Genomic DNA, 25,715 nt, shown 5'->3' on the forward strand with positions numbered 1-25,715 from the left:
GGCGAAAGCGTAGGGTTCCGCCATGCCCGATGCTCCCTTGCTGCTGCGCCCTGTCGACGAACTTGCGGGCCTGGTCCGCAGCGGTGAGCTGAAGGCCACCGAGCTGGTCGAGGAATCGCTGCGCGCGATCGAGGCGGTGGACGGCCAGCTCGACGCGTTCATCGACGTCGACGGCGAGCGCGCCCTGGCCGTCGCGGTCGAGATCGGCCCGGACGATCCGCGCCCGTTCGCGGGCGTCCCGATCGCCATCAAGAACAACCGTCCGGTCGAGGGCTGGCGCTACACGAACGCCTGCGACCTGATGGGCGACTTCGTGCCGAACTTCGACCACCACGTCGTCGTGCGCCTCAAGCAGGCCGGCTTCGTGATCGTGGGCACGACGAACCTGCCCGAGTACGGCATCCAGCCGGTCAGCGAGCCGCGCCGCTTCCCCGCGTCGCGCAACCCGTGGGACCGCGAGCGCACGCCCGGCGGCTCGTCGGGCGGCTCGGCGGCCGCGGTGGCCAGCGCGATGGTCCCGATCGCCCACGCCAACGACGGCGGCGGCTCGACCCGCATCCCCGCGGCCTGCTGCGGGCTCGTCGGCCTCAAGCCGCAGCGCGGGCGCATCTCGCTGGGGCCCGAGATCGGCGACCACCCGCTGGCCCAGGATGGCGTGCTGACCCGCACCGTGGCCGAGACCGCGCAGCTGCTCGACGTGCTCAGCGGCCCGTTCACGGGCGACGCGACGTGGGCCCCGCCGCCCGCGCGCCCGTACGCCGACGCGGTGCTGTCCGATCCGGGGCGGCTGCGCATCGGCGTGGCCACCAACCCGCCGCTGCCCGACGCCGAGGTCGATCCGATCGCGCTGGACGCGGTCCGCCAGGCGGCCGAGCTGCTGACCGAGCTGGGCCACGAGGTGGTCGAGATCACGCCGTCGTGGACCAACCCGGCGCTGCTGCCGCTGTTCACGCTGTCCTTCGGCACGGCGATCTCGATGTCGATCGCCTTCTCGGGGATGATCGCCGGGCGCGATCCCCAGCGCGAGGACATGCAGGCGCTGAGCTGGGCCATCTACGAGCGCATGCGCGAGGTCAGCGCGCTGGAGTACCAGATGGGCCACGCGCAGATGCAGGGCATGATGCGCGCGCTGATCGTCGAGCTCGATCCGTGGGACGCGGTGCTCACGCCGACGCTGGCCCAGCGCCCGCTGCCGATCGGGACGCTGCGGTCCGACGACGACGAGAACCCGTGGGCGGCCTTCGCCGGCGCGGGCCAGTTCACGCCGTTCACCGCCGGGCTCAACGCCTCCGGTCAGCCCGCGATCTCGCTCCCGCTCGTGCACGGCGCCGACGGCCTGCCGGCGGCGATCCAGCTGATCGGGCGCCCGGCGGGGGAGGACGTGCTGCTGGCCCTGGGCGCGCAGATCGAGCGCGCCCGGCCGTGGGCCGACCGGCGCCCGCGGATCAGCGCGGCTTAGAGGACGTCGGCCATCGCGCGGGGCGTCACGCCCAGCGCCTGCGCGTCGCGCGGGCCGTCGGGCGTCACCGTGGTCACCTCGAGCAGCTCGGCCTCGTCCCAGGTCAGCGGGATGCCCGACCCAAGCGTCGTCTCGGCCAGCTTCAGCCCGGCGCGGGCGATCGGGGCGGGGATCGGCACGACCGGGCGGCCGCGCACGGCCAGGCGCACCATCTCGGCGTGCTTGAGCACCTGCGGGCCGGCCAGCTCGACGCGCTCGGGCGGCGCGGCGCTGTCCAGCACGGCGACCACGCAGTCGGCCGCGTCGGCGGCCCACATCGGCTGGAAGCGCGCGCTGCCGCGCCCGGACATCGGCACGGCGGGCAGCAGGGCCAGGCGGCTGTGGGCGTCCAGCCAGCGCCCGCCACGGGCGTAGAGCAGCGACGGCGCCAGCACGGTCGTGGCCAGATCGGACTCGCGCACGACCCGCTCGGCCAGCGCCTTGGAGCGGCGCAGGCGCGTGCGGTGGTGGGTGGTCGCCCCCAACGCGGAGAAGTAGACGAAGCGCTCGACGCGGGCGCGCTCGGCCGCGTCGACCATGCGCCAGGTGGCGATCGCGTTGAGCTCCTCGATCGAGCCGCCGGGCTGGTCGCGGGCGCTGGCGGCCAGGTGCACGACGGTCCCCACGCCGCGCATCGCGTTGCGGAAGGAGGGCGGGTCGGTCAGATCGCCGAGGGCGATCTGCACGCGCACGCGCTCGGGTCCCAGGCGCTTGGGGTCGCGCACCAGGCAGCGCACCGGGGTGCCGCGCTCGACGAGGCGCTGCACCAGCGCGGAGCCGACCTGACCGGTCGCTCCGGTGATCAGAACCAGTGCCGCTGCTCCTTGAACGGGTCGCCGTCGTTGTGGTAGCCGTTGAGCTCCCAGAAGCCCTGCTCGTCCTCGGTGAGGATCTCCAGGCGGCGCAGGAACTTGGCCGACTTCCAGAAGTAGCGCTGCGGCACGAGCAGGCGCAGCGGCGCGCCGTGATCGGGCTCCAGCGGCTGGCCGTCGTAGGTGTGGGTCACGAGCACGTTGTCGTCGTAGAGCAGCTCGAGCGGCATGTTCGTCGTGTAGCCGCCGTCGGAGTGCGCCATCGCGAACGCGCCCTCGGGCTTCACCCCGGCCCGCTCCAGCAGGTCGCGGACGCGCACGCCCGTCCACTGCGTGTCGAGCTTGGACCAGCGCGTGACGCAGTGGATGTCGGTCTGGATGGTCACCTGCTCGAGCGCCATCAGCTCGTCCCAGGTCAGCGCGAACGGGCGCTGCACCGCGCCGTCGATCGCCAGCGACCAGTCGTTGAGGTCATACCTCGGATTGCGCCCGTAGGTCAGGACCGGAAAGCGCTCGGTGAGGTACTGACCGGGCGGAATCCGAGCCGGATCGATGCCCAGCTTTGCGGCCTGCTTGCGACCGCGGGCACCCAGGAGCTTCGCCGTGACAGCCATGCTCGTTAGAGTACGCGTCAACGCCGGACCTCTACCGAGACGAAGAAGGACGACCACCACCCACATGGCCTACGTGATCGCGGAGCCCTGCGTCAACACCAAGGACAACTCGTGCGTCGAGGTCTGCCCGGTTGACTGCATCCACCCGACCCCGGACGAGCCCGACTACGACACGGTCGACCAGCTCTACATCGACGCCGAGGAGTGCATCGACTGCGACGCCTGCGTCGAGGCGTGCCCGGTGGACGCGTGCTTCGCCGAGGACCAGCTCCCCGGCGAATGGTCGAAGTACGTCCAGATCAACGCGGACTACTTCGCCAAGAGCTAAGCGGCGGCGGCGAGCGGTTGCTCGCCGGCCACCGTGCCGTCTGCCCCGAAGCGCTTGAGCGTCACGGCGTGCCCGTGGCGCTGCACTTCGACGATGACGTCGCGCGGGCGCTCGTGCACGACCAGCTGCGCGTCGCGGTAGCGACGGCGCAGGCGAGCGATCTCGCGGGCCTGGTCGATGGTCAGCTCCATGTGCATGATCATCGGCTCCGACGTTCAGCGCCCGCAAAGGATTCGCTGAACCTCAGCTAATTGCCGGTGAACGCCGCATAAAGCCCGGCGTCGTCGGGGACGCCGGGTGGACGATGCGCACCCTGACCGTCGCGGCCCTGACCGCGTCCGCCCTCCTGCTGGCCGCGTGTGGCGGCGGTGGGAGCCTCTCGGCTGACGAATACCGCTCCCAGCTCGAGACGGCCTGCGTCAAGCTGGCCGACGCCAACGCCCAGCTGCCCGTGCGGATGCGCGACGAGGACCTGGATCTCGACCAGGCGCGCGAGATCGCCGAGGATGCCGGTGCGGAGTTCGAGGAGACGGTGCGCGACCTCGATCCGCCCAGCGAGCTGCAGGACGCCCACGACCGCCTGCTCGAGCGCGGCGACGCGGACTCGCCGGACGGCGACGACCCAGCGGCGGTGCGCCGCTGGGTGCTGGAGATCGCCGACCTGTATCGCGACCTCGGCGCCGCCGGCTGCGAGCAGCGTCAGCGCGAGGTGGCGAAGTCGATCGACGAGGCGGCTGGCTAGTGCCCTAGCCGGCCATCGGCAGCGACAGGCCCGACGGCGTGGGAGCGCTCGGCGGGATCACGTCGAGAACCGGCAGCGACGGCAGCGGGACCGGGGCCAGCGCCACGAGGCCGCGGGCGGCCTGACGGATGCCCTGCGACGCCGGATCGTCGGGATCGGCGAACACGAGCGGCTGGCCCGCGTCGGCGCCCTCGCGCAGCGGCATGGTCAGCGGCACCTTGCCCAACAGCGGCACGTCGAGCTCGTCGGCCAGGGCCTGGCCGCCGCCCTCGCCGAACAGCTGGAAGCGCTCGCCGCTGGGGGTGGTGAAGCCGGACATGTTCTCGACGATGCCGCAGATCTCCAGGTTGACCTTCTCGGCCATCTCGGCCGACCGGCGCGCGACCTTCTGCGCCGTGGCCTGCGGGGTGGTGACGATCAGGAACTGCGCCTGGGGCAGCAGCTGGGCGAGCGTCATCGAGACGTCGCCGGTGCCCGGCGGCAGGTCGATCAGCAGGTAGTCCAGGGCGCCCCAGTCGACGTCCTCCAGGAACTGGGTCAGCGCCTTGTGGAGCATCGGCCCGCGCCACACGACCGCGCTGTCCTCCTCGCCCAGGAAGAAGCCGATCGACATCACCTTGATGCCGCCCTCGGCCTCGATCGGGACGATCTTGCGCTGCGCGGAGACCGGCGGGCGCTGGGCGCCCAGGCCGAACATGCGCGGGATCGAGTAGCCCCACACGTCGGCGTCCAGGACGCCGACGCGCTTGCCGTCGGCGGCCAGCGCGGCGGCCAGGTTCGCGGTCAGCGTCGACTTGCCGACGCCACCCTTGCCCGAGCCGACGCAGATGACGTTCTCGACCTGGGCCAGCGCGCCGCTGGGCAGGTCGCCGCCGCGACCGAGCTTGCGCTGGATGGCGGCCTTCTGCTGGTCGTTGAGGACGTCGAAGGTCACGTTGACCGCGGTGACGCCGTCGAGGGCCTTGACGGCGTTGGCCACGCCGTTCTGGAAATGACTGCGGATCGGGCAGCCGGGCGTGGTCAGCGAGACGACGACGTCGACCACGCCGCCGTCACGGATGTCGATCGAGCGCACCATGTCCAGCTCGACGATGTTCTGGTGCAGCTCGGGATCGATGACCGCCTCGAGCGCCTTGCGGATCTCATCGTTCGTCGTCATGCCTTCATTGTCCCAAAACGACGCGGGCGCCCCTGAGGGCGCCCGCGGGTGCTGCGAACGGCGGTTGTGACTAGACCAGCGAAGCGACGCGCTCGCTGACCTTGGCGACGACGGTCGCGCCGGCCAGCTGGGCGGTCTCGACGGCGTTGCCCACGCGGGCGCCGGCCAGGTCGGCCTGGGCGCGCACGTTGCGCACGACGGCGTCGGGCGCCGGGGGCGTCGTGTTGACGGCCTTGGTGATCGTCGTGCGACGCGCCTTCAGCTCGCGCTCGACGCGGGTGCGCGCCTTCTTGACGTCGCGCTCCAGCGACTTGCGGGCGGTCGTGCCGCGGCGCTCGAACTTCTTCAGGCGCGCCTCACGCTTGGTCGGCGTGCTGTAGTTGCTGCGCAGCTCGGCGACGGCCTTCTCGACGGTGTCACGAGCGATCAGCACGGCGCCGACGGAGGTCAGCGCGGCGCGCTCGACGACGTCGCCGGCCTTGTCGATCGTGCTCTGCGACTCGGCCACGGCGGTCTTGGCCGCGGTCTGCGTCTTGGCCTCGACCTTGCGCGTGGTGGCGCGCGTCTGGGTCTTGGCGCGGGTGGTCGTCGCCTTCGTGGCGGCCGTCGTGCGCTTGGAAGCACGGGTGGCGGCGCCCTTCTTGGCGGCGGTCGACCGCTTGGTGGCGGCCGTCTTGCGCGCCGTGGCGGCGGTGTCAGCGTTGACGGTCTTGGTGGTGTCGGTGGCGTCGGAAGCCATGGTGTCAGTCCCCTCCAGGTGCGTTATTAGAAGTAAGCTTGTTCAATAGCATACCCATCGAACACCTGTACGTAAACCCCCCTCGCGCGAGGGTTACACGAACAGGCGTTCCCGCTCAGCGCAGGGTGACCCGCGCGCCGTCCTGCACCTGGGTCCCGTCGGCCCCCACGCACACCACCCCGAGCGCCGCCGACACCCGCTTGGCCCGCTTGAGCTTGGACCGGTAGCGCGACGCGAGCGTGACCGAGGCGCTGAACGTGCCGGCCTGCGCGGACGCGGTGTCCGACGCGATCACCGTGTCCTTGGCGCCCAGCCCCAGGCGCCGGGCCGACGCCCGGGGGACCACCAGCCCGACCGCCGCGGTGCAGGGCGCCGAGAACGTCACCCGCATGCGGATCGCGGCACCGCCCAGGGCCGCCTTCAGCGAGGGCATCCTGATCCCCGACAACGACACCGACAGCCCGCCGGCCGATCCCCCGGGCGCGGCCGCCGCCGCTCGGTCGACCTGCTCGCAGTCGCCCTCGACCACGTCGAGCGCGTCGGCCGACACGACGTCCCCACCCAGCTCGCAGGCCACCGTGTCGCGCTCGCCGTCGCGCGCGTCGATCGTGTCGTTGCCGTAGGCCACCGACGTGACGTCGACCGTGCGCCCGTCGCCGTTGAGGGTGTCGCGCCCGGCGCCGCCGACCAGCGTGTCGTTGCCCGACATGCCCAGCAGCGTGTCGTCGCCGGCGCCGCCGTCGACGGTGTCGTCGCCGCTCATCGCCGAGATGCGGTCGTTCCCGTCGCCCCCGCGCAGCGCGTCGCCGTTCATCGAGCCGACGATCGTGTCGTTGCCCGGACCCGCGTCGAGATCGAGGCGCATGTCGGCCTGGGAGATGTCGTCGCGGAAGGTGTCGTCGCCACCGCCCAGCGCGACGGTCAGCGAGACACCGAGCGCCGGCGTCCCGCACACCGCGCGCGACGCGGTCGCCTGCACGCACTCGCCGCCCGCGACGATCGGGCCGCCGCTGGGGTCCTGCACGACGATCGCCGGATACCCGCCCACGTAGTCGTCGTCGGCCACGACGACGTTGGGCCCGTCGTCGCCGGTGATGGCGATGGTCGGACCGGATCGGGAGACCGAGGTGGCGGCCGAGGCGGCAGCGGGAACGAGGGCGAACGCGCAGGTCAGCGCGGCAAGCGGGCGAAGCATGCCCGCCACCCAAGTCGACGCCGCGCCGGCCCGCATCCGTGCCACCACGGGCCCGGAACGCGACCCGTGCTTCCACGGATGCGGAGCGCGACGGGCGCTGGTTGGCTGCACGCATGCCCCGCCGTCTTCTGCCGTGCGCCGTGCTCCTGTTCGCCGCGCTCAGCGCCACCGCGTCCGCCGCGCCCAAGCTGCCCCCGGGCGTCGACCTGCCCAAGATCCCCAAGCTCACGGCGTGGCAGGGCACGATCGACCTGGCCGGCTACTCGACCGCGACCACGACCTACGACTCCACGTCGGAGTGCGCGCCCGGCGAGGCCTGGGGCGGCAAGCAGGAGGCCTCGTTCGAGACCGGCAGGCCGATGCCCATCAGGATCAACATCGTGGGGCGCGCGGTGGCCAGCGAGCCGGTCGTGACACCGGGCGACGGCGTGACGATCACCACCGTGATCTCGGGCTACCGGACCACGAAGAACTGCGATCGGCCCACCGAGGAGAGCAGCTACATGCGGCCCGCGGACCACTGCCCGGCCAAGATCTCCAGCAAGATCGTCCTGGGCATCGCCCGCGCACCGAACCTGAAGAACGTGGTGGCCGACGACCTCGACGAGCTGGAGCCGCTCAGCCAGCAGGCCGGGCTCCTGCTCAACCGCTTCAGCGGACCGTGGCCGAGCTCGGACGACTGCCCCGGCTTCTCGAACTTCGCACCGCGCTCCGGGGACGCGAAGGCGGGCACGATGGCCTTCACCGGCTCCAGCGGCATCGACCTGCCGCTGAACGGCATCGGGTCCATGGAGCTGCGCAACATGAAGGTCGGCTCGCGGCTGAAGAGCTCGGTGCGCGCGGGCGGCGCCTGCGACAGCTTCCTGGTCAACCCGGCGCCGCTGGCCGTGCCCGCCGCCTACGTCGAGGACTGCACGCTGAAGACGCACATCGTGGTGACGCTGAAGCGCACCGGTTGAGACGCTGACGTCGCAAATGTAGTCTCCCGCCTGTGGCGGGGGCCCAAGGCAGGGACGATGGACTCGTAGGACGCGACGACGAGCTGGCCGCGCTTGCCGCGGTGCTCGACGGCGCCCGGATCGGGCGCGGCGGCGCGCTGCTGATCGAGGGCCGGCCCGGCACGGGCAAGAGCGCGCTGCTGGCCGCCGCCGACCGCGCGGGTCTGGTCGCGCTCGAGGTGACAGGCGTCGAGAGCGAGATCGATCTGCCGCTGGCCGGGCTGACCGAGCTGCTGCATCCGCTGGCCCAGCACCTGCCCGACCTCCCCGAGGGCCAGGCCCGCCTGCTGCGCAGCGCGCTGGGGATCGACGCGATGCCGCCGCGCGACGAGCCGCCGATCGTCCTGCTGCACGCCGTGCTCGCGCTCCTGGACCTGGCCGCCGCCAGCCGGCCGCTGGCGCTGTTCGTCGACGACGTGCAGTGGCTGGACCCGACCTCGCGCGACGCCGTCGCGTTCGTGGCCCGCCGCGCGCGCCGCATCGGGGTCGCGGTGCTCGCCGTGCACTCCCAGCGCGACACCACCGAGCCCCTGTGGTCCGAGCTCCCGCGCGTGACGGTGCAGGAGCTGCGCCGCCCCGACGCGCTGACGTTGGCCCGCCGCCAGGGCATCGCGCCGACCGTGGCCGAGGCGCTCGTCGACGCCGTCGGCGGCAACCCGCTGGCCCTGATCGAGGCGCCCGCGCAGCTCAGCGCCGACCAGCGCGACGGCCGCGCGGTCCTGCCGCACGCCCTGCCCGCCGGGCGACGACTGCAGCGCCTGGCCGCGGCGCGCATCGACGCGCTGCCGCTGACCGACCGCGACGCGCTGCTGGTCGCCGCCGCCAGCGCCGACGGCGCCAGCGGGCCGATCGCCGCCGCCCTGGCCGAGCAGGGCGGGCTGGCCGCGCTGGCGCTGGCCCAGGACCACGGGCTGGTCGAGGTCACGCCGCAGCGCATCCGCTTCGGGCACCCGAGCATCCGCTCCTCGGTCTACCACGCCGCCGCGCCCAGCCGGCGCCGCGCCGCCCACCTGGCGCTGGCCGCGGCGATCCCGGGCCCGGAGAGCGCCTGGCACCGCGCGGTGGGCGCGCCCGAGGTGGACGAGGGCCTGGCCGCCGACCTGGAGGCGCTGGCCAACGAGGCCCGCCGGCGGGCGGCTCCCGCGACCGCCTCCGCCGTCCTGCAGCGAGCCGCCGAGCTGACGCCCGACCCGGTCGCCGCCGTCGGGCGCACGATGGGCGCCGCCGCCGCGGCGATCGTGGCCGGCGACCCCCAGCGCGCGCAGCGGCTGCTGGACCCCCTGGTGGCCGAGATCGCCGATCCCAGCCTGCTGGCCAACGTCCAGCTGCTGCGCGGCATGGCCATCCTCAAGGGCGGCGACCCGGTGGCCGCCTACGCGCTGCTGGAGCACGAGGCCGACCGGATCGAGCCGACGAACCCCGCGCAGGCCGCGGTGCTGCTGACCTCGGCCTGCGTCGCGCTCGTCTCCCACGGCTCGATCGAGCGGCTGATCGAGGTCACCGCGCGCACGACCGCGCTGGCGCACGACGGCCTGAAGGTCGTGCCCGAGACGCTGCGGGCACAGGCGCTGGTCGCGCGCGGCGAGCACCGCCAGGCGCGCGAGGTGCTGGCCGCGCAGCGCGACGCGCTGGCCCAGATCGATCCGGTCGGGCCGCTGCACGAGCTGCTGGGCGTCGTCGCGCTCTGCCACCTGTGGATGGAGGACCACGCCGAGGCCGACGCGCTGCTCAGCCACCTGATCCGCCACGCCCGCGAGCACGGCGCGGTCAGCGCGCTGGCGCTCCCGCTGGCCGTGCGCAGCGGCCTGGACCGGCGGCGCGGCAACTGGGAGCGCGCGGCCGCCTGCGCGGAGGAGGCGATCGCGCTGGTCGACGGCACCGGGCACGGGTTCGCCGGCAGCTTCGCGTTCGCGATGGAGGCGCTGCTGCAGAGCCAGCTCGGCCGGCCCGAGGCCTGCGCCGCCGCGGCCGAGCGCGTCCTCACGCAGGGCAGCGAGGTGCGCGTGACCACGACGCTGTCGTGCGCCGAGCAGGCGCTGGGCGCGATGGCCCTGGCCGAGGGCGATGCCGAGACCGCGATCGTCCACCTGCAGCGCGCGCGCAACCACCAGGAGGCGATCGGCTGGGTCGATCCCTCCCAGCTCTACACGGCCGCCGACCTGGCCGAGGCGCACCTGCGCTGCGGGCGCCCGGAGCGCACCGCCGCGCTGGCCGAGGAGCTGGCCGCGCTGGCCGCGCTGACCGGCGGCGCCTGGGCCGAGGCGGCCGCCGCCCGCTGCCGGGCGCTGACCGCCCCCGACGAGGCGCTCGACGACCTGCTCGAGGCCTCGCTGGCCGCCCACGCCCGGGTCACGCTGCCCTTCGAGCTGGCCCGCACCCAGCTGGCCTTCGGCGAGCGCCTGCGCCGCGCCCGCCGCCGGGCCGATGCCCGCGCGCTGCTGTCCGCCGCGCACGCCACGTTCGCCACGCTCGGGGCCGAGGCCTGGGCCCGGCGCGCGGCCGGCGAGCTGGCCGCCTGCGGCGCGCGCTTCGTGCGCGCCCCCGCCCCGGCCGAGGACGCCGACCTCCCGCTGGAGGTCCTGACCGCCCGCGAGCGTGAGGTGTGCGAGCTCGTCGCCGCCGGCGCGACGAACCGCGACATCGCCACCGCGCTCTTCCTCTCCGAGCGCACGGTCGAGCACCACCTGCGCCTGGCCTACCGCAAGCTGGGCATCCAGTCGCGCACGCAGCTCGTGCGCGGGTGGGTTCAGGCGGCCTGAGCCGGGGGCGGCAGCGTCCGCCCGATCCGCTCGATCCAGGTCTCGGGCGCCTCGAGCTCGGTCCACGTGGGCAGCGCCTCGGGCGCCGAGAAGACGCGGTGCAGGAAGACGACGCCCTCGGCCTCCACGACGGCGTCGCAGAAGCGCTTGCCCACCTCGTACTGCTTCATCTTCATCTCCAGGCCGAGCAGCCGCTCGAACAGCTTCCACGGACCGGTCTTGTTGGCCCGACGGCGATCGAGCGCCTCGCGCAGCCGATCCAGGTCGGGCAGCGCGTCGCGGCCGACGGCGTCCATCACGTGCTCGGCGTGGCCCTCGACGATCGCCATCGTGGCCTGCAGGCGATCGAGCAGCTCCTTGCGCTCGGGGCCGGCCAGCCACATGACCAGGCCGTCCTCGCGGACGGTCTTGATCAGCGCCTCCAGGCTCTCGCGATCGCGGATCGCGCTCAGCTGCTTCCAGTCGACGTCGACGTCCATCCCGTCCAGCAGCTCGCGCAACAGGCCGGCCAGGTGCGGGCGCAGCCAGGGCACGGCGGTGAACTGGACGGCGTGGGTGACCTCGTGGAAGCCGACCCACTTGACCAGCGACGCGCGGTCGACGTCGAGCTTGTCGGCCGACTCGAGCAGGTTGGGCGCCAGGAACAGCAGCCGCGTGGGCGAGTCGGCGTCGAGCAGCACGAGCTCGAACTGGCCCAGCACGCGCTGGGACAGCAGGCCGGTCAGGCCGCCGATCTCGACGGCCAGCACGCCGCCGGCGGCCGAGCGCAGCGGCGCGCGCAGCGGGCCGGACTGCGGGCCCATCTTGTCGGCCACCGGATCGAGGATCGCGCGCATGCCGGCCAGGTTGATGTCGGCCCACTGCGGGCGGTCGACCGGCTCGGGCGGCGGCAGCGGCCCGGCGGGCACCAGGCCGGTGTAGGCGACGACGCGCTGCTCGGCCTCGGCGGCCAGCGCGTTCAGATCGCCGGGCAGGCGAACGGAGGGCTGGTTTCCGGCGACCATCTTGGCCACGCGGCGGGCCAGCTTCCAGTCGATCATGAGGCCGCCAATGCTTGGGGAACGGGGACGTTCGCGAGCATCGCCAGCGAGGCCTCGCTGAGCGCGGCCACGACCGGGGAATGGGGTTCGATGTCCAGCGGCGCGCCCAGCGGCTCCGAGCAGCGCGGGAAGGCCACCAGGCCCCCGGCCTCGCGGACGATCAGCTGGGCGGCGGCGACGTCGACGGCGCGGCAGCGCCACAGGGAGGCCATCCCGTCGACGCGACCGGCGGCGACCTGGCAGAGCGACACGGCGATCGCGCCCAGGATGCGCAGACGCCGGGCGGTGTTGGCCATCTCGCCGGCCAGGTACAGGTAGCGCGGGTCGGCCGACTCGATGGCCAGGATCTCCAGGCGACCGTCGCGGCTGCGGCGCTCGGTCGGGGTCTCGGTCAGCTTCACGCCGTCCAGCCAGGCGCCCTGACCGCGACGCGCGGACCACTCCTCGTCGGGTCCGAAGTCGTACACGTAGGCGAAGGCCACGTCGGCCATCGTGGGGCCGTCGGCCACGGCGATCGACAGCGCGTGATGGGGCAGGCCGCGCTTGGCGTTCAGCGAGCCGTCGATCGGGTCGACGATCACCCGCACGCAGTCGGCCGGGTCCGGGCTGCCGTAGGCGACCTCGCCGCGTTCCTCGCTGAGAACCATGAAGTCCAGCCCTTCGGCGTGCAGCGCGTCGAGCTGGGCGAACACGGCGTCCTCGGCCGCGGCGTCGAGCAGCAGCGTGCGGTCACCGCCCTCGCCGATCGTGCCCGTCTCGGCCAGCCGCTCGGTGCGGGTGCGCGGTTCGTCGAGCTGCGCGCGGATCTCGCGGGCGGCCCGCCGGGAGGCACCCAGCCAATCGGCGGCCAACACGCTTTGGGACGGGGTCATTCCTCCATATCCTTGCAGCGTGCTCGCAGCAGCCGGCCGGCTCACCCCTGTCCAGCAGCGTGCCGTCGATCATTCGGCGTCGCCGCTGCTCGTGCTGGGCGGCGCCGGGACCGGCAAGACGCGGGTGCTGGTCGAGCGCTTCGCCCACCTCGTCGACGACGGCCTGGACCCGGCCCGGATCGCCGTGCTGGCGCCGACCGCGCACGGGGCGCAGACGCTGCGCGAGGCGATCGAGGACCGCCTCGAGGGCGGCTACGAGGAGCTGTGCGTGCTCGCGCCCTTCGACCTGGCCGCCCAGCTGCTGCGGGGCGAGCCGCTGGAGAGCGGGCTGGATCCGTGGACGGTGCCCGCCACCGCGGCGGACCGCGTGGCCATGCTGCTGGACCGCGTCGACGAGCTGACCGTGCGCCAGCACGACTTCCGCGGGCGGCCGGCCGCGCTGGTCGGCGGCTGGGTCGAGCGCATCGACGCGCTCAAGGCCCAGGGCGTGACCGCCGCCGACTTCGGCCGCTGGGCCCAAGGGCTGCCCTCCGGCGGGGTGGACGAGCAGGCGCGGGCGGCGCGCGAGCGCGAGTTCGCCGCGATGTACGCCGCCCACGACCGCATGCTCGGCGAGCGCGGCACGCCGGACCTGGGCGACCTCGTGCTCGGCGCGATCGCGCTGCTGCGCCACCGTCCGCACGTGCGCGAGCGGATCCTCGGGCGCTTCCGGGCCGTGCTCGTCGACGACGTGCAGGAGCTGGGCTGGGCGGCGATGGAGCTGGCCCGCCAGCTCGGGGCGCACGGGAACATCACGGTGGCCGGCGACGACGACCAGGCGGTCGAGCGCCCGCGCAACGCGTCGACGAAGAACCTGCGCGACTTCGCCGAGGAGCATCCCGACGGGCTGCTCGTGCGCCTGGAGGAGTCGCAGCGCTGCCCGGCGACGGTGCTCGACGCGGCCCGCGCAGTCGTCGTGCCCAACGAGGACCGCATCGGCAAGGAGCTGCGCGCCGCCCCGCAGAACGAGACCGGCTCGATCCGCTTCTGGCGCTGTGAGAACGAGCGCGCCCAGGCGCAGTCGACCGCGGCGGAGATCGAGCGGCTGCTGGCCCGCGGGGGCGCGACGCCGCAGCGGATCGGCGTGCTCGTGCGCTCGGTCGAGACCGAGGGCCAGGCGGTGGCCGTCGCGCTGGAGGAGCGCGCCGTGCCCTACCGGATCGTCGGCGCCGCGGCGTTCTTCCAGCGGACCGAGGTGCGCGACCTGCTGGCCTGGCTGCGCCTGCTGGCCGATCCCGGCGACGCCAGCGCCGTCGTGCGCGCGCTGTCGCGGCCGCCGATCGAGCTGCGCCAGCTCGACATGGCCCGCACCGTGCAGATCGCCAAGCGGCGCAAGCTCGACATGGTGGGCGGGCTGGTCGGCGCGACCGAGTCGCCACAGATCACGCCCGAGGCGCGCGAGCGGATCCTCACCTTCCTGCGCCTGCACCGCCAGACCGCCGCCGACTTCGCCACCGCCCGGCCCGATCTGTTCGTGCACCGGCTGATCGAGCGGCTGGGGATGCGCCGCCAGCAGCTGTTCGCCGCCCAGGCCGACGTCGTCGAGCGGCTGGTCAACCTGGCCCGCTTCGGGGAGCTGGCCGCGGCGTTCTCGCGGCGGGCCCCGCAGGCGGGTGCGCGCGACTTCGCCCGCTACATCACCGCCGTGGCCGAGGCGGGCCTGCCCGAGGAGGAGGCGGTCGCCGAGACGCACGCGCCCGCCGTGCAGATCCTGACCATGCGCCAGGCCCGCGGGCTGGAGTTCGACCACGTCTTCGTGCTCGGCCTGGAGGCCACGCGCCTGCCCGGCGTCCGGCGCCGGGCGATGGAGCCGCTGCCCGACGAGCTGTTGCGCGAGCAGCTGCCCCGCGAGGATCGCGCGGCGCACGTGGCCCAGATGCGGCGGCTGCTGCACCTGGCCATGACCCGCACCCGCGAGACGCTCGTGCTGGCCCACGCGGCGCCCGGGCCGCCGTCGCCGTTCGCCGAGGAGGCGCGCGACGCGGTCGGCGGCAGCTGGGAGGAGCGCGGCGAGGAGCTGTTCGGCCCGGCCGAGACGCTGCACTCGACGTTCCGCATGATGCGCGACGAGCTACTCGACCAGGTGCAGATCGTCGGCGGCCGCCTGGGCGAGCTGCGCTTCGACACCGACATGGACGTGTCGCACGCGTCGGTGCGGCTGCTGGAGCTGCTCAAGCTGAGCGCGCTGCTGCGCCGCCCGGCCGGGCAGTCGGTGGCCGACGCGCTGGGCGACGTCAACGCCCGGCTGCTGTCGGCGGCGACCAGCGAGCAGCGCGAGATCTTCCTGACGTCGTCGCTGGACGACCTGCTGCTCGACGCCGAGCGCGACGACCGCCAGCGGGCGGCGACGGTGGCCCGGCGCGCGGAGCCGTCGCTGGAGGCGTTCCTGCCCACCCGCGGCGACGGGCTCGTGCTCAGCGCCTCGGACATCGAGACCTACCGCTCGTGCCCGCTGAAGTACAAGTTCGCCCGCGTCTTCCGGATCCCGGCCGAGCCGACGCTCAACCAGCGGTTCGGGATCCTCGTCCACCAGGTGCTCGAGCGCTGGCACGCGGGCGGCGGCAAGGGCGGCGTCGACGAGATGCACCGGCTGCTGGAGGCCGGGTGGCGGCGCGGCGGGTTCGGCGAGAGCGAGGAGGAGCGCCAACTGCGCGTCAAGGCGGCGTCCTCGCTGGGGCGCTACTTCGAGCGCTCGCGCGACGACTCGGCCGAGCCGGTGTGGTTCGAGCGCTCGTTCTCGTTCCACCTGGGCCCGCACCTGATGCGCGGGCGCGTGGACCGCGTCGACCGGCTGGCCGAGGGGGGCTACGAGCTGATCGACTACAAGACCGGCCGGCCGCGAACGGTGGCCCAGCTGCGCGAGGACGTGCAGCTGTCGCTGTACGCGATCGGCGCCCGCGAGGCCTGGCAGCTGGAGGCCGCGCAGCAGGCCTACCTGTACGTGCTCGACGACGAGAAGGTCCAGGTGCCGACCGAGGAGATCGACCCGGCGTGGATCACCGAGACCGTCTTCGAGGTCGCCGAGGGGATCCTCGCTCAGGGCTTCGAGCCGACCCCGTCGTTCACTGCCTGTTCGATGTGCGACTACCGGATCGCCTGCCCGGCGGCCGAGAAATAGGAGGCCACGGATGGGCCTGAAGGACAAGCTGGGTGCCGCCAAGCGGTGGATGTGGTCGCCGATGACGATCTGGATGGCCGACCAGGACTCCGACGAGCTGGTCCGGGCGGGCCAGACGGCGCGCGTGGTCGTGTCCGTGAAGGGCGAGGACGACGGCACGCAGGAGCGCGTCGACGTGTGGCTGGAGATGACCGGCCTGGGCTACGACGGCAAGCGGCGCTGGCCGCTGGCCCACCTGGACCCCGTGGTGGTGGGCACGCACGCGTTCGAGGTCACGATCCCCGACGACGCGCCGCCGGCCTGCGCCAAGTACGCCGAGTACACCTTCCAGGGCGAGCTGTCGCGCACGAAGGGCATGGCCTCGACGGCGGCCAAGCGGGTCGACGTCGTCGGGCGGCCCGAGGACCTGTACTGGCCCGAGGGCCCGCGCACGGGCGGCGAGGGGCCGCAGGACGTGCGCGTGACGATCGCCCTGGACGCCGACGTGGTCGACGCCGGCGGCACGGTGTCGGGCCGGGTGACGCTGTTCGCCGCCCAACCGGTGTCGGGCGACGACGTCAAGCTCGAGCTCGGCCCGCTGATCGACACGCTGGTCCAGGTGGCCGGCCGCAACCAGCTCCAGCAGCGCGCGCGCTTCAAGGCCACGTCGGACACCAAGCTGGCCGCCAAGCCGTCGCTGGCTGCGGGCGAGAGCCTCGAGCTGCCGTTCACGGTCGAGGTCCCGGCCGGTCTCCCCCCGACGCTGCACAACGGCGGCGTGACCTCGGTGGTCTGGCAGGTCCGCGTCGAGGTGGGCAAGACCAGCGCCTGGGCCACCGTAGGCGTGCGCGATCCCGAGGCCCTGGCGGGCATCCGCAACGAGCCCTCGCCCAGCCTGTTGGCCTGGCTCGGCTCGCTCGACACCGGCCGCTGAGGACAGCGGCCGTCGTGTTGGGGGCGTTCCTGGTCTTCCGCCCGCGGCCGCGCTGACCGCGCTCAGCCGCGGGCGCGGCTGCCGCGGCGCAGGCGGCGCACGAGGTCGCCGGCCATCACGACGCTGGCGCCGGTGAGGCCCGCTCCGACGAGCGAGACGCCGTTGCGCCGCGGGGGCGGGTCGGCGTGCCAGACGATCGGGGCGCCGACGAGCAGGGCGGCGGTGAGCAGGCCGTAGGTCAGGCGGTCGATCGCCTCGTCGGCGTCGGTGTGCTTGACCGTGACCTCGAAGTCGCCGGAGGTGAGGCGGTCGAAGGCGGCGCGCAGGTCCTTCAGGGGATGCGGCCGGCCCATCGTGAGCTCGCGCACGGCCTGCTCGGCGCGGGCGATCAGGGCGTCGGGGCGCAGATGGGCCTCGGCGACGTGGCGGACGACCGACTGCAGCGCGGGCATGATGTGGAAGCCGGGATCGACGCCGCGCGCGGTGCCCTCGAGCTCGCCGGCCACCTGGGCCAGCAGGTTCAGCTTGGCCGGGATGGCCAGGCCGTGCGTGCGCACCACGGTGCGCATCTCCAGCACGAGCTCGCGCAGCGGGATCGCCCCGCCGCCGCCGATCAGCGTGAGGCCCCGCTCGAGGTCCTCGGCGAACGCCTCCTCGTCGACGGGGCGGGAGTGCTCGCACACCGCCAGCAACGTGGTGGCCAGCTGCTCGGCGTCGCCGGAGCTGGCCGCAGCGCCGATCGCCGCCAGCGCGTTGCGCGTGGACGGCTCCACCCGCAGCACCATGCCGCAGTCGATCACGCCGACGCGGCCGCCGGGCAGGACGAAGATGTTGCCCGGGTGCGGATCGGCGTGGACGAAGCCGTCGCGGAAGATCATCGTCAGCCACAGCTCGGCGGTGCGCCGCGCGAAGGCCGGCCCGTCCAGGGAGCCGTCGGCGGTGGCCAGCGCGTCGCCCAGCGAGCTGCCCTCCAGCAGCTCGAGCGTCAGCACGCGCCCGGCCGAGTGGTCGGCGATGACCGTCGGGAAGTGCACGTCGGGCTCGTCGTGGAAGGCCTCGGCGAAGCGGCGCACGTTGACCGCCTCGCGCCGGAAGTCCAGCTCGGCCAGCGTGCGCTTGCGGAACTGCGCGGCCAGGTCGCGCGGGCGGAAGGGCGCGGCGGCGGGCACGCGGTCCTCGACCACGCCGGCCAGGGCGCTGATGATGTCCAGGTCGGCGTGCACGGCGGCGTTGATGCCGTCGTGCTGGACCTTGACCGCCACCAGCGTGCCGTCCGACAGCGTCGCGGCGTGCACCTGCGCGATCGAGGCGACCCCGATCGGCTTCGGATCGAAGCTGGCGAACAGCTCGTCGATGGGCGCGCCCAGCTCGGCCTCGATGACCGCGATGACCTGCTCCACCGGCTGGGCCTGCGCGTGCTCCTGCAGCTCGGCCAGCGAGGCCTCCCACTCGGCCGGCACCGCGCCGCTGACGCTCAGCAGCTGCCCGAGCTTGACGTAGATCGGTCCGAGCTCCTGCAGCGCGCCGCGCACGCGATCGGCCTGCGAGCGGCCCCTGACCAGCTCACCGTCGGCGGCCACCACGTGGCGGCTGACCCACTCGGGCGCCCGATCGACCAGGTGCGCGCCCAGGCCCCAGCGGCTGAGCACGCCGATCGTGTGGGCCAGGCGCGCCGAGTCCGGGCCGATGTGGGCGATCCGCCGAATGGACGACACGGACGGTGCTACTTCTCGTCGGGCCCGCGCTGGCGCAGGAAGCGCTGGAACTCGCGGGCGATCGAGTCGCCGGAGGGCAGCTGCGAGGGATCGACCGGCTCGTCCTCCTCCTCGGCGGCCTTCTCGAGGCGCTCGACGAAGGCCTGCACATCGGGATCGGACTGGACGGCGAGGGACACCTGGCGCTCGTAGTCGGCGGCGGCGGTCTCCAGCTCGGAGCCGTCGACGGTCACGCCGACCAGGCCCTCGAGCTTGCGCACGAGCGCGAGCGCGGCCTTGGGGTTGGGCGCGGCGGCGACGTAGTGGGGCACGGTGGCCCACAGCGAGGCCGACGGGAGGCCCGCGTCGCTGCAGGCGGCGTGCAGGACGCCGGTGATGCCGGTCGGGCCCTCGTAGGAGGACGGATGCAGGTCGCTGCGCGCCTGCAGGCTCTCGTCGGTGGCGAAGCCGGTGATGCCCACCGGGCGCGAATGCGGCACGTCGGCCAGCAGCGCGCCGAGGGTCACGACGAGCTGGACGCCCATCGCCTCGGCCATGTCGACGATCAGGCCGCAGAAGGTGCGCCAGCGCATCGACGGCTCGGGGCCGCTGAGCAGGATCAGGTCGCGCGGGGCGCGCGGGATGCGCGCCTCCCAGATCTCCACGTCGGGCCACTGCAGCTCGCGGGTGCGGCCCTCGACGAGCTCGATCTTCGGCCGGGTGGCCTGGAAGTCGTAGAACTCCTCGGGGTCGATGTGGGCGAAGCGGGTGGCGCCGAGACCGGCTCCGAGGAACGTCAACGCCGCCGATGCCGCGTCGCCGGCGTCGTTCCAGCCCTTGAACGCGCACACCAGTGCCGGTGCCCTCAGACCGTCTGGACGCCGTTCCCAGATGAGCGGCTGCATCCGGGTCACGGTACATCATGGCCTCGTGACCTCCGAGACGGCCGAGACCGTCACGATCGCCACGCTGCGCCCCGGACAGGACGTCGTCGGCGTGTTCGCGTGCACCCGCAAGGACCGGCTGATGACCCGGTCGGGCAGCCCCTACCTGGCCCTGGAGCTGCGCGACGCGACCGGCGCGATCGCCGCGCGCGTGTTCCGCGACGCCGACGTGCTGGGCGGTCGCTTCGAGCGTGGCGACCTCGTGCGCGTGGCCGGGCGGGTCGAGCGCTTCCGCGACGCGCTGCAGCTCGAGGTCAAGGCGATCGCCAAGGCCGAGGGAGCCGAGGCGGATCCGTCGCACTTCCTCCCCACGGCCTACCGCGACCTCGACGAGCTCGACGGCTTCCTGGAGTCGCTGGCCGGTGAGGTGCGCGATCCGGCCTTCGCCGCGCTGCTGGCCTCGCTGCTGGGCGACGCCGAGCTGCGGCGGCAGTGGCGGCGGGCGCCGTGCAGCCGCAACGGCCATCACGCCTACCTGGGCGGGCTGCTCGAGCACACGGTGGCGGTCACGCACCTGGCGCTGGAGACCTGCCAGCTGCACCCGCGCCTGGACCAGAACCTGCTGCTCACCGCCGCCATCGTCCACGACCTCGGCAAGACCGAGGAGTTCACCTACGGGGCCGAGATCGGCCTGACCGACGCCGGGCGCCTGCTCGGCCACGTCGAGCTGGGGCTGCGCCTGCTCGACGCGCGCGGGACCGGCATCCTCGACGACGCCCGGCGGGTCGCGCTGGCCCACTGCGTGCTCACCCATCACGGGCCGACCGGCGCCCCCGGCGGGCGCTTCGGCTCGGCCGAGGCGATCGCGCTGTATCGCCTCAACGCCGTCGACGCCGCGATCAAGCAGGCGATCGAGCACGGCATCGCGCCCGCGGCCTCCATCAGCCCATGACGATCGACCCGGCCAAGCGCTGGTGGGTGCTGATCACCATGACCGGCTCGCTCTCGATGATCCTCATCGACCAGACGGTCGTCTCCGTCGCCCTGCCCACGATGCAGCGCGACCTGGACCTGACGCAGACCGGGCTGCAGTGGGTCATCAACGCCTACCTCCTGGCCATCGCCGTGTTCGTGGCGCTGGGCGGGCGCATCGGCGACCTGATCGGCAACGAGCGCACGTTCCGCCTGGGCGGGCTGATCTTCGTGCTGGCCTCCGCGGCCTGCGGCCTGGCCCAGTCGGACACGATGATCATCGGCGCGCGCATCGTCGAGGGCATCGGCGCCGCGCTGATGACGCCGGCCAGCGGTGCGATCGTGATGAACGCGTTCGGCCCGTCCGAGCGGGGCAAGGCGATGGGCGTCTACTCGGGCGTGTCGATGGTCTTCCTGGCGCTCGGGCCCTTGATCGGCGGCGTGCTCGTGGAGGCGATCTCCTGGCGCGCGGTGTTCTTCGTCAACCTGCCGATCGGCATCGCGATGCTCGTCATGGCCCAGACGACCCTGCCGCGCAAGGCCACGATCGAACCCCACCCACGAGGACGGATCGACTGGCCCGGCGTGCCGCTGCTGATCGGCGGCGTCGGCGCGCTCGTGCTCGGGCTGATGCAGAGCAACACCTGGGGCTGGGGCTCGCCCGCGGTCATCGGCCTGCTGGTCGCCGCCGCGGTGCTGCTGCCGGCCTTCGTCTGGTGGGAGCTGCGGGCCCGCGATCCGCTCGTCCAGCTGCGCCTGTTCCGGTCGCGCAACTTCACCGCCGACAGCATCGTCATCGCGGCGATGCAGTTCGGCCTGATGGGCGTGTCGGTGTTCGGCGCCATCTGGGTGCAGGACGTGCTCGGGTTCGGCCCGATCTCGGCGGGCCTGTCGCTGCTGCCGCTGACCATCCCGCTGCTGTTGCTGTCGGTCCCCACCGGGCGCCTGTACGACCGCATCGGACCGCGCGTTCCCGTGACCGTCGGCGCCGTGCTCCTCGGGCTGTCGCTGGTGTGGTCGGCGCTCGTCCTGGACCAGCTCGACTACGCCTGGCTGGTGCCCGGGTACCTGCTGATGGGCGTCGGGCTGGCCCTGATGATCACGCCGACCACGACCGATGCGCTCAACGCGGCCGACCCGGCGTTGCGCGGGCAGGCCTCCGGCGTCGTGCAGACGATGCGCCAGGTGGGCGGCACGATCGGCATCGCCGTGCTGGGCGCGATCGTGGCCAACGTCCAGCACAGCCAGGTGACCGACTGGATCGCCGCCGACCCGTCGCAGCGGGCCGGCGACGCCGACGAGATCGCCGCGGTGCTGGCCAACCCCGCCTCGGCCCCGACCGCCGCGGCCGACCCCGCGGTGATCGAGATGCTCAGAGACGCCGTCACGACGGCCGTGTCCTCGGCCTACTGGGTGGCCGGCGCGATCAGCCTGCTGTCGGCGCTGGTCGCGGTGGCCATGCTGCGGCGCGTGCGCGCGGCCGACGCCGCGCCGGCCGCCAGCGTGCGTTAGAGCGCCTGCAGGAGCGCATCGCGATCGGCCCCCGCGCGGTCGAGCACGCGCTGCACCGGGGGCGAGGGCGTGCGCAGGATGCCCAGCACGAGGTGGCGGGCGCGCACCACCCGCTCGCCGCGCTCCACGGCGACCATGAAGGCGTCCTTGAGCGCGTCCTTGGCCGCGGGCGAGAAGCGCATCTTGCGCCCGGTGGCCGCCGGCGGCCCGACCGCATCGACCGCGTTGGCCGTGATGCCCAGGGGGGCGAGCGCGTCGACGAGCTCCTGCTCCAGCGACGCGCGCACCGACGGGCCGTCCAGGCCGGCCTGGGCCAGCATCGGCACCGGCTCCTCCTGGGGCAGGTTCAGCAGCGTGGCCAGCAGCAGGTGCTCGGCGCCGATGGCCGGCGCCCCGAGCGCGTCGGCCTCGCGCTGGGCGTGGAGCATCACGCCGCGCGAGAGGTCCTTGCTGAATCGTTCGAACATCGACTACCTCCGGTTGTGCTTCTTGTGGACCGCCTGGCGGGTGACGCCGAGCGCGGTGGCGATCTCCGCATAGGTCCAGCCGCTGTCCAGCGCCCGCTGCACCTCGCGCGCCTCGAGCCGGTCGGCGAGGACGCGCAGCGCCACGACGGCGCGCAGGCCGTCGCCGGGGTCCTCGATCGCCTCGAGATCGATCGTCGTCATGCGTCAACCGTAGTTGACAGTTGCGGGCCTGTCAACCTGGGTTGCGCGGCGCGATGACCCCTATGCTCCCGGCCCGATGGGCGAGCCCTTCCGCCACCAGCTGCGCGTGCGCTTCAACGAGTGCGACCCCCAGGGGATCGTGTTCAACGCCAACTACCTGGTCTTCTTCGACGTCACGTCGGTCGAGATGTTCCGCGAGGCGGCGGGCTCCTACGCCGAGCTGGTCGCGCGCGGCACGGACCTCGTGCTGGCCGAGAGCCGCCTCGTCTACCTGGCTCCCGCCCGCGCCGACGACCTGATCTGCGTCGAGATGGCGGCGACGCACTTCGGCACGACCTCGGTGCGCTTCGACGGGCGCATCGTGCGCGACGGCACCGTGCTGACCCAGGCCGAGCTGCGCTACGTGGCCGTCGATCCCGCGACCTGGGCCAAGAAGCCCAACGACGACCTGCGCGCGGCCCTGGAGCGCTACGCCCCGTGACCGACCGCCGCTTCTGGACCTGGCTGGGAGCGATCGCCTTCGTCGGCCTGGCCGCCAGCCTGATCTACGGCCTGGCCGTCGCGCCCGGCCTCCCGGCGCGCGGCGACACGCTGCTCTACCACTACCTGGCCAACGGGATCGCCGACGGCAAGGGCTACATCCGCCCGTTCTCCGAGCTGCAGTACGGCGAGCCGCTGCCGACCGCCTCCTATCCCCCGCTGTTCCCGCTCTACCTGTCGTTCTGGTCGGCGCTGGGGTTCGACTCGCTGGACGCCCACCGCGCGGTCTCGTGCCTGCTGGCGCCGGTCGCGGTGATCCTCATCGGCCTGCTCGGCCGGCGCGTCGGCGGCGCGCGCGTGGGGCTGCTGGCCGCCGGCCTGGCCGCGATCTACCCGCAGCTGGTGATGGTCGACGGCACGGTCATCACCGAGGCACTGTACGCGCCGCTGATCGCCGGCATCCTCCTGCTCACCTACCGGCTGCTGGACCACCCGGGACCGTGGTCGGCGGCGTTCCTCGGGCTGGCCATCGGGGCGGCGGTGCTGACGCGCTCGGAGGCCATCTTCCTCGTCGTGCTGCTGGCGCTGCCCGCGGCGGTGATCGCCGGGCGGCGCATCGGGCGCACCCTGGCGCTCGTGCTCGTCACCGTGGCCGCCACCGCGATCGTGCTCGTGCCCTGGGTGGTGCGCAACGAGGTCTCGATGGGCGAGCCGATCCTGTTCACGTCCAACTCCGGGCACACCGCGGCGGCCACGGTCTGCGATGCGACGTTCGACGCGGGCAGCCCGTATCTCGGCTTCGCCCGCCACGAGTGCGCGCTGCAGGGGCCGTGCGTCGACATCCGCGACGAGCTCGACCAGGCCAGCTGCCAGCGCGACCAGGCGCGGCGCTACATGGAGGACCACGCCGGCCGCGTGCCGATCGTCGCCGCCGTGCGGATCCTGCGCGTGTGGGAGCTGTACCGCTACCAGGACGACCTGGGCTACGGCGAGCTGTGGAGCCGCTCGATCCCCGTGGCCAAGGCGGGGCTGGTCATGTACGTGCTGCTCGTGCTCGTCGGGATCGCCGGCCTGATCGCGATCCGGCGCGCGCGCACGCCCCTGTGGCCGCTGCTCGTGCCCTTCCTGCTCGTGACGATCTCCGCGGCGCTGACCTTCGGCTTCAGCCGCTACCGGCTGGCCGCCGAGATCCCGCTGGTCGTGCTGGCCGCGATGGGCCTGGACTGGGGCCTGCGCGTGCTGGCCGCGCGCCGTCGGCGTCAGGCGTCGCCGACGCAGCGTCGCGCCGCGTCGGCGTAGAGCTCGGCGCGTACGCGGAAGCCCTCCGGCGTGCCGTGCACGCCGTCGGCCAGCAGCTCGGGGCGCTTGGCCACCGTCTCGGCCCAGGGGACGATCAGCAGCTTGCCCGGGTACTCCTTCTGCAGCTCGTAGAGCTTGGCGTTGGCCGCGTCGAAGGTCTGGCCGTCGCGCGCCGGTGCGGCCAGCGTGGCCCACACCGCGCACTTCGCGTAGACGCGCTCGACCGACTCGCGTACCGACATCTCCAGCGTGGCGACGTCCTGGGGCGGATCGGCGGTGAAGGCGCTGAAGGCGACGACGTCGACCGGGTCGGTGTGGGCGCGGAAGACGTCCATCGCGCTGCCGGTGATGCGCGCCCCCAGCGCGTCGACCTCGACGTTGAAGTCCGGCAGCAGCGGGGGCAGCAGCGGCGCGATGCCCACCGCGAGCGAGTCGCCGATCAGCAGCAGCGTCGGCGCCGGCGAGACCTTGGGCGCGGTCGCGTCGGTGCGTTGGACGATCGGGCCGCCCAGGTTCTCCGGCGTGGTGATGCCGCTCGGCGTGACCGGCACCGTGGCGGTGGGCGGCGTGGTGGCGGGCGGCGTCGCGGCCTGCGTCGTCGCGGGCCCGGTGGTCGACGTCGGGGTCGGGGATCCGCCGCAGCCGCCGAGCGCCGTCGCCAGCAGCAGGACGCAGAGGGCGCGCGCGATCATGACGGGCAGCGCGTGGCCGCCTCGGCGTAGGCCCGCGCCCGCTCCAGCGCGCCCTTGGGCGTCGGGTGGACCGTGTCGTCGGCCAGCAGCGCGGGATCGGCCTCGACCATCGCCGCCCAGTCGACCACCTGCAGCTGGCCGGCGTACTCCTGCTCCAGGTCCGCGAGCTTGTCGTTGACCGCGGAGAAGTCGTCGTCGCCGCGCACGATCGTGGCCCAGATCACGCAGGGCGCCGATCCGCCGTCGACCGTCTCGCGGACGGCGGCCTCGAAGTCGTCGACGTCCGCCGGGTCGTCGTTGGTGAACAGGCCGATGCCGAGCACGTCGGCGGGCTCGGTGCGCGCGCGCAGCGCCGCCAGGCCGAGCTCGGTCTTGCGTCCGCCCTGCGCGTCGGTGACGACGTTCATCTCGGGGAGCGCGTTGGGCAGGTCGATCGCGGTCACCACCGCCATCGAATCGCCGATCATCACGAACGTCTTGGCCGCGTCGACGGTGGAGGACGGCGTGGTCACGGTGATCGTCGAGCGCAGGTTGGGCAGCGGCGGCGGCACCGGCTCGCCCGACGCGGTCACCGTGGTCGTGCGCCAATGCGTCTGGCCGCAGCCGCTGAGCACGGGCGCGGCGCAGGCGCAGGCGAGGAGCAGAGCGGCGGGCAGACGCACCCGCCGCTTTGTACCCGATCTAGCTC

At 73.6% G+C, this 25,715-nt stretch carries 25 protein-coding genes; 11 read left to right on the top strand and 14 right to left on the bottom strand.

Annotated features, from left to right (window positions below):
• Positions 1 to 22: 22 nt before the first annotated feature.
• Positions 23 to 1,459: an amidase gene (locus ACZ5UI_RS19755; protein ID WP_464190150.1), complete on the top strand. Its 1,437-nt coding sequence runs from the start codon at positions 23 to 25 to the stop codon at positions 1,457 to 1,459.
• On the opposite strand, the gene ACZ5UI_RS19760 is transcribed toward ACZ5UI_RS19755, so the two are convergent.
• Positions 1,456 to 2,265: an NAD(P)H-binding protein gene (locus ACZ5UI_RS19760; protein ID WP_464190152.1), complete on the bottom strand. Its 810-nt coding sequence runs from the start codon at positions 2,263 to 2,265 to the stop codon at positions 1,456 to 1,458. The two genes, ACZ5UI_RS19755 and ACZ5UI_RS19760, sit on opposite strands and share 4 nt — an antisense overlap.
• A gap of 35 nt (positions 2,266 to 2,300) precedes the next feature.
• Positions 2,301 to 2,924, bottom strand: a complete 624-nt coding sequence (locus tag ACZ5UI_RS19765; protein ID WP_464190154.1) for a sulfite oxidase-like oxidoreductase — start codon at positions 2,922 to 2,924, stop codon at positions 2,301 to 2,303.
• Positions 2,925 to 2,988: 64 nt separating this feature from the next.
• Here ACZ5UI_RS19765 and ACZ5UI_RS19770 point away from each other — a divergent pair, with 64 nt between their 5' ends.
• Positions 2,989 to 3,252 (top strand): 4Fe-4S dicluster domain-containing protein, encoded by a 264-nt coding sequence (locus ACZ5UI_RS19770; protein ID WP_464190156.1) that lies wholly within the window; start codon positions 2,989 to 2,991, stop codon positions 3,250 to 3,252.
• Here the strand turns inward: ACZ5UI_RS19770 and ACZ5UI_RS19775 are convergent.
• Positions 3,249 to 3,443, bottom strand: a complete 195-nt coding sequence (locus tag ACZ5UI_RS19775) for a hypothetical protein (protein ID WP_464190158.1) — start codon at positions 3,441 to 3,443, stop codon at positions 3,249 to 3,251. The genes ACZ5UI_RS19770 and ACZ5UI_RS19775 overlap by 4 nt on opposite strands.
• A gap of 113 nt (positions 3,444 to 3,556) precedes the next feature.
• Here ACZ5UI_RS19775 and ACZ5UI_RS19780 point away from each other — a divergent pair, with 113 nt between their 5' ends.
• On the top strand, positions 3,557 to 3,994 hold the full coding sequence (locus ACZ5UI_RS19780; RefSeq protein ID WP_464190160.1) for a hypothetical protein: 438 nt from the start codon (positions 3,557 to 3,559) through the stop codon (positions 3,992 to 3,994).
• A 4-nt stretch (positions 3,995 to 3,998) separates the two neighbouring features.
• Here ACZ5UI_RS19780 and ACZ5UI_RS19785 read toward each other — a convergent pair whose 3' ends face one another.
• The 3 genes from ACZ5UI_RS19785 to ACZ5UI_RS19795 form a co-directional block, all read right to left on the bottom strand.
• Complete coding sequence (locus ACZ5UI_RS19785) at positions 3,999 to 5,153, bottom strand: Mrp/NBP35 family ATP-binding protein (protein ID WP_464190162.1); 1,155 nt, start codon at positions 5,151 to 5,153, stop codon at positions 3,999 to 4,001.
• Positions 5,154 to 5,223: 70 nt separating this feature from the next.
• Positions 5,224 to 5,892: a hypothetical protein gene (locus tag ACZ5UI_RS19790; protein ID WP_464190164.1), complete on the bottom strand. Its 669-nt coding sequence runs from the start codon at positions 5,890 to 5,892 to the stop codon at positions 5,224 to 5,226.
• A 115-nt stretch (positions 5,893 to 6,007) separates the two neighbouring features.
• Complete coding sequence (locus ACZ5UI_RS19795) at positions 6,008 to 7,087, bottom strand: calcium-binding protein (protein ID WP_464190166.1); 1,080 nt, start codon at positions 7,085 to 7,087, stop codon at positions 6,008 to 6,010.
• A 113-nt stretch (positions 7,088 to 7,200) separates the two neighbouring features.
• Between ACZ5UI_RS19795 and ACZ5UI_RS19800 the strand changes: the two genes are divergently transcribed.
• Positions 7,201 to 8,046 carry a hypothetical protein gene (locus tag ACZ5UI_RS19800; RefSeq protein ID WP_464190168.1) on the top strand — a complete coding sequence of 282 codons (846 nt, stop codon included), beginning with the start codon at positions 7,201 to 7,203 and terminating at the stop codon, positions 8,044 to 8,046.
• Positions 8,047 to 8,078: 32 nt separating this feature from the next.
• Positions 8,079 to 10,844, top strand: coding sequence for a helix-turn-helix transcriptional regulator (locus ACZ5UI_RS19805; protein WP_464190170.1), 2,766 nt, complete (start codon positions 8,079 to 8,081; stop codon positions 10,842 to 10,844).
• Here ACZ5UI_RS19805 and ACZ5UI_RS19810 read toward each other — a convergent pair.
• Both ACZ5UI_RS19810 and ACZ5UI_RS19815 read right to left on the bottom strand, forming a co-directional pair.
• Positions 10,832 to 11,884 carry a zinc-dependent metalloprotease gene (locus ACZ5UI_RS19810; RefSeq protein ID WP_464190172.1) on the bottom strand — a complete coding sequence of 351 codons (1,053 nt, stop codon included), beginning with the start codon at positions 11,882 to 11,884 and terminating at the stop codon, positions 10,832 to 10,834. The two genes, ACZ5UI_RS19805 and ACZ5UI_RS19810, sit on opposite strands and share 13 nt — an antisense overlap.
• The gene (locus ACZ5UI_RS19815; protein WP_464190174.1) at positions 11,881 to 12,756 is read right to left on the bottom strand and encodes an inositol monophosphatase family protein; all 876 of its coding nucleotides are present in this window, start codon (positions 12,754 to 12,756) and stop codon (positions 11,881 to 11,883) included. Before ACZ5UI_RS19815 ends, ACZ5UI_RS19810 begins: the two co-directional genes overlap by 4 nt.
• Positions 12,757 to 12,775: 19 nt before the next feature.
• Between ACZ5UI_RS19815 and ACZ5UI_RS19820 the strand changes: the two genes are divergently transcribed.
• Together ACZ5UI_RS19820 and ACZ5UI_RS19825 are read left to right on the top strand one after the other, a co-directional pair.
• Positions 12,776 to 15,913, top strand: a complete 3,138-nt coding sequence (locus ACZ5UI_RS19820; RefSeq protein WP_464190176.1) for an ATP-dependent helicase — start codon at positions 12,776 to 12,778, stop codon at positions 15,911 to 15,913.
• A gap of 10 nt (positions 15,914 to 15,923) precedes the next feature.
• Positions 15,924 to 16,826, top strand: a complete 903-nt coding sequence (locus ACZ5UI_RS19825; RefSeq protein WP_464190178.1) for a hypothetical protein — start codon at positions 15,924 to 15,926, stop codon at positions 16,824 to 16,826.
• Between the two features lie 62 nt (positions 16,827 to 16,888).
• Here ACZ5UI_RS19825 and ACZ5UI_RS19830 read toward each other — a convergent pair whose 3' ends face one another.
• Together ACZ5UI_RS19830 and ACZ5UI_RS19835 are read right to left on the bottom strand one after the other, a co-directional pair.
• On the bottom strand, positions 16,889 to 18,541 hold the full coding sequence (locus ACZ5UI_RS19830; RefSeq protein ID WP_464190180.1) for an ABC1 kinase family protein: 1,653 nt from the start codon (positions 18,539 to 18,541) through the stop codon (positions 16,889 to 16,891).
• 8 nt (positions 18,542 to 18,549) lie between these two features.
• Positions 18,550 to 19,425, bottom strand: a complete 876-nt coding sequence (locus tag ACZ5UI_RS19835) for a PAC2 family protein (RefSeq protein WP_464190182.1) — start codon at positions 19,423 to 19,425, stop codon at positions 18,550 to 18,552.
• A 25-nt stretch (positions 19,426 to 19,450) separates the two neighbouring features.
• Here ACZ5UI_RS19835 and ACZ5UI_RS19840 point away from each other — a divergent pair, with 25 nt between their 5' ends.
• Both ACZ5UI_RS19840 and ACZ5UI_RS19845 read left to right on the top strand, forming a co-directional pair.
• Entirely contained in the window at positions 19,451 to 20,356 is a 906-nt protein-coding gene (locus ACZ5UI_RS19840; RefSeq protein WP_464190184.1) for an HDIG domain-containing metalloprotein, read from the top strand.
• Entirely contained in the window at positions 20,353 to 21,888 is a 1,536-nt protein-coding gene (locus tag ACZ5UI_RS19845; protein WP_464190187.1) for a DHA2 family efflux MFS transporter permease subunit, read from the top strand. The genes ACZ5UI_RS19840 and ACZ5UI_RS19845 overlap by 4 nt, the downstream gene beginning before the upstream one ends.
• Here ACZ5UI_RS19845 and ACZ5UI_RS19850 read toward each other — a convergent pair.
• Together ACZ5UI_RS19850 and ACZ5UI_RS19855 are read right to left on the bottom strand one after the other, a co-directional pair.
• A complete protein-coding gene (locus tag ACZ5UI_RS19850) occupies positions 21,885 to 22,355 on the bottom strand; it encodes a Clp protease N-terminal domain-containing protein (protein ID WP_464190189.1) in 471 nt (156 codons plus the stop codon). The two genes, ACZ5UI_RS19845 and ACZ5UI_RS19850, sit on opposite strands and share 4 nt — an antisense overlap.
• Before the next feature lie 3 nt (positions 22,356 to 22,358).
• Positions 22,359 to 22,556 carry a helix-turn-helix domain-containing protein gene (locus tag ACZ5UI_RS19855; protein ID WP_464190191.1) on the bottom strand — a complete coding sequence of 66 codons (198 nt, stop codon included), beginning with the start codon at positions 22,554 to 22,556 and terminating at the stop codon, positions 22,359 to 22,361.
• Between the two features lie 76 nt (positions 22,557 to 22,632).
• Between ACZ5UI_RS19855 and ACZ5UI_RS19860 the strand changes: the two genes are divergently transcribed.
• A complete protein-coding gene (locus ACZ5UI_RS19860; protein WP_464190194.1) occupies positions 22,633 to 23,037 on the top strand; it encodes an acyl-CoA thioesterase in 405 nt (134 codons plus the stop codon).
• Complete coding sequence (locus tag ACZ5UI_RS19865) at positions 23,034 to 24,335, top strand: ArnT family glycosyltransferase (RefSeq protein ID WP_464190196.1); 1,302 nt, start codon at positions 23,034 to 23,036, stop codon at positions 24,333 to 24,335. The genes ACZ5UI_RS19860 and ACZ5UI_RS19865 overlap by 4 nt, the downstream gene beginning before the upstream one ends.
• Here ACZ5UI_RS19865 and ACZ5UI_RS19870 read toward each other — a convergent pair.
• Positions 24,296 to 25,027: an SGNH/GDSL hydrolase family protein gene (locus ACZ5UI_RS19870; RefSeq protein WP_464190198.1), complete on the bottom strand. Its 732-nt coding sequence runs from the start codon at positions 25,025 to 25,027 to the stop codon at positions 24,296 to 24,298. The two genes, ACZ5UI_RS19865 and ACZ5UI_RS19870, sit on opposite strands and share 40 nt — an antisense overlap.
• Positions 25,024 to 25,689, bottom strand: coding sequence for an SGNH/GDSL hydrolase family protein (locus ACZ5UI_RS19875; protein WP_464190200.1), 666 nt, complete (start codon positions 25,687 to 25,689; stop codon positions 25,024 to 25,026). Before ACZ5UI_RS19875 ends, ACZ5UI_RS19870 begins: the two co-directional genes overlap by 4 nt.
• Between the last annotated feature and the right edge of the window lie 26 nt (positions 25,690 to 25,715).

The sequence above is a fragment of the Conexibacter sp. JCM 18997 genome (genome assembly GCF_055391915.1).

Coding starts and splice junctions, on each gene's coding strand:
- ACZ5UI_RS19785 (WP_464190162.1), bottom strand. CDS start 5,153: ATGACGACGAACGATGAGATCCGCAAGGCGCTCGAGGCGGTCATCGAT.
- ACZ5UI_RS19790 (WP_464190164.1), bottom strand. CDS start 5,892: ATGGCTTCCGACGCCACCGACACCACCAAGACCGTCAACGCTGACACC.
- ACZ5UI_RS19855 (WP_464190191.1), bottom strand. CDS start 22,556: ATGACGACGATCGATCTCGAGGCGATCGAGGACCCCGGCGACGGCCTG.
- ACZ5UI_RS19835 (WP_464190182.1), bottom strand. CDS start 19,425: ATGCAGCCGCTCATCTGGGAACGGCGTCCAGACGGTCTGAGGGCACCG.
- ACZ5UI_RS19800 (WP_464190168.1), top strand. CDS start 7,201: ATGCCCCGCCGTCTTCTGCCGTGCGCCGTGCTCCTGTTCGCCGCGCTC.
- ACZ5UI_RS19860 (WP_464190194.1), top strand. CDS start 22,633: ATGGGCGAGCCCTTCCGCCACCAGCTGCGCGTGCGCTTCAACGAGTGC.
- ACZ5UI_RS19850 (WP_464190189.1), bottom strand. CDS start 22,355: ATGTTCGAACGATTCAGCAAGGACCTCTCGCGCGGCGTGATGCTCCAC.
- ACZ5UI_RS19825 (WP_464190178.1), top strand. CDS start 15,924: ATGGGCCTGAAGGACAAGCTGGGTGCCGCCAAGCGGTGGATGTGGTCG.
- ACZ5UI_RS19780 (WP_464190160.1), top strand. CDS start 3,557: ATGCGCACCCTGACCGTCGCGGCCCTGACCGCGTCCGCCCTCCTGCTG.
- ACZ5UI_RS19810 (WP_464190172.1), bottom strand. CDS start 11,884: ATGATCGACTGGAAGCTGGCCCGCCGCGTGGCCAAGATGGTCGCCGGA.
- ACZ5UI_RS19770 (WP_464190156.1), top strand. CDS start 2,989: ATGGCCTACGTGATCGCGGAGCCCTGCGTCAACACCAAGGACAACTCG.
- ACZ5UI_RS19765 (WP_464190154.1), bottom strand. CDS start 2,924: ATGGCTGTCACGGCGAAGCTCCTGGGTGCCCGCGGTCGCAAGCAGGCC.
- ACZ5UI_RS19815 (WP_464190174.1), bottom strand. CDS start 12,756: ATGACCCCGTCCCAAAGCGTGTTGGCCGCCGATTGGCTGGGTGCCTCC.
- ACZ5UI_RS19775 (WP_464190158.1), bottom strand. CDS start 3,443: ATGGAGCTGACCATCGACCAGGCCCGCGAGATCGCTCGCCTGCGCCGT.
- ACZ5UI_RS19870 (WP_464190198.1), bottom strand. CDS start 25,027: ATGATCGCGCGCGCCCTCTGCGTCCTGCTGCTGGCGACGGCGCTCGGC.
- ACZ5UI_RS19845 (WP_464190187.1), top strand. CDS start 20,353: ATGACGATCGACCCGGCCAAGCGCTGGTGGGTGCTGATCACCATGACC.
- ACZ5UI_RS19755 (WP_464190150.1), top strand. CDS start 23: ATGCCCGATGCTCCCTTGCTGCTGCGCCCTGTCGACGAACTTGCGGGC.
- ACZ5UI_RS19795 (WP_464190166.1), bottom strand. CDS start 7,087: ATGCTTCGCCCGCTTGCCGCGCTGACCTGCGCGTTCGCCCTCGTTCCC.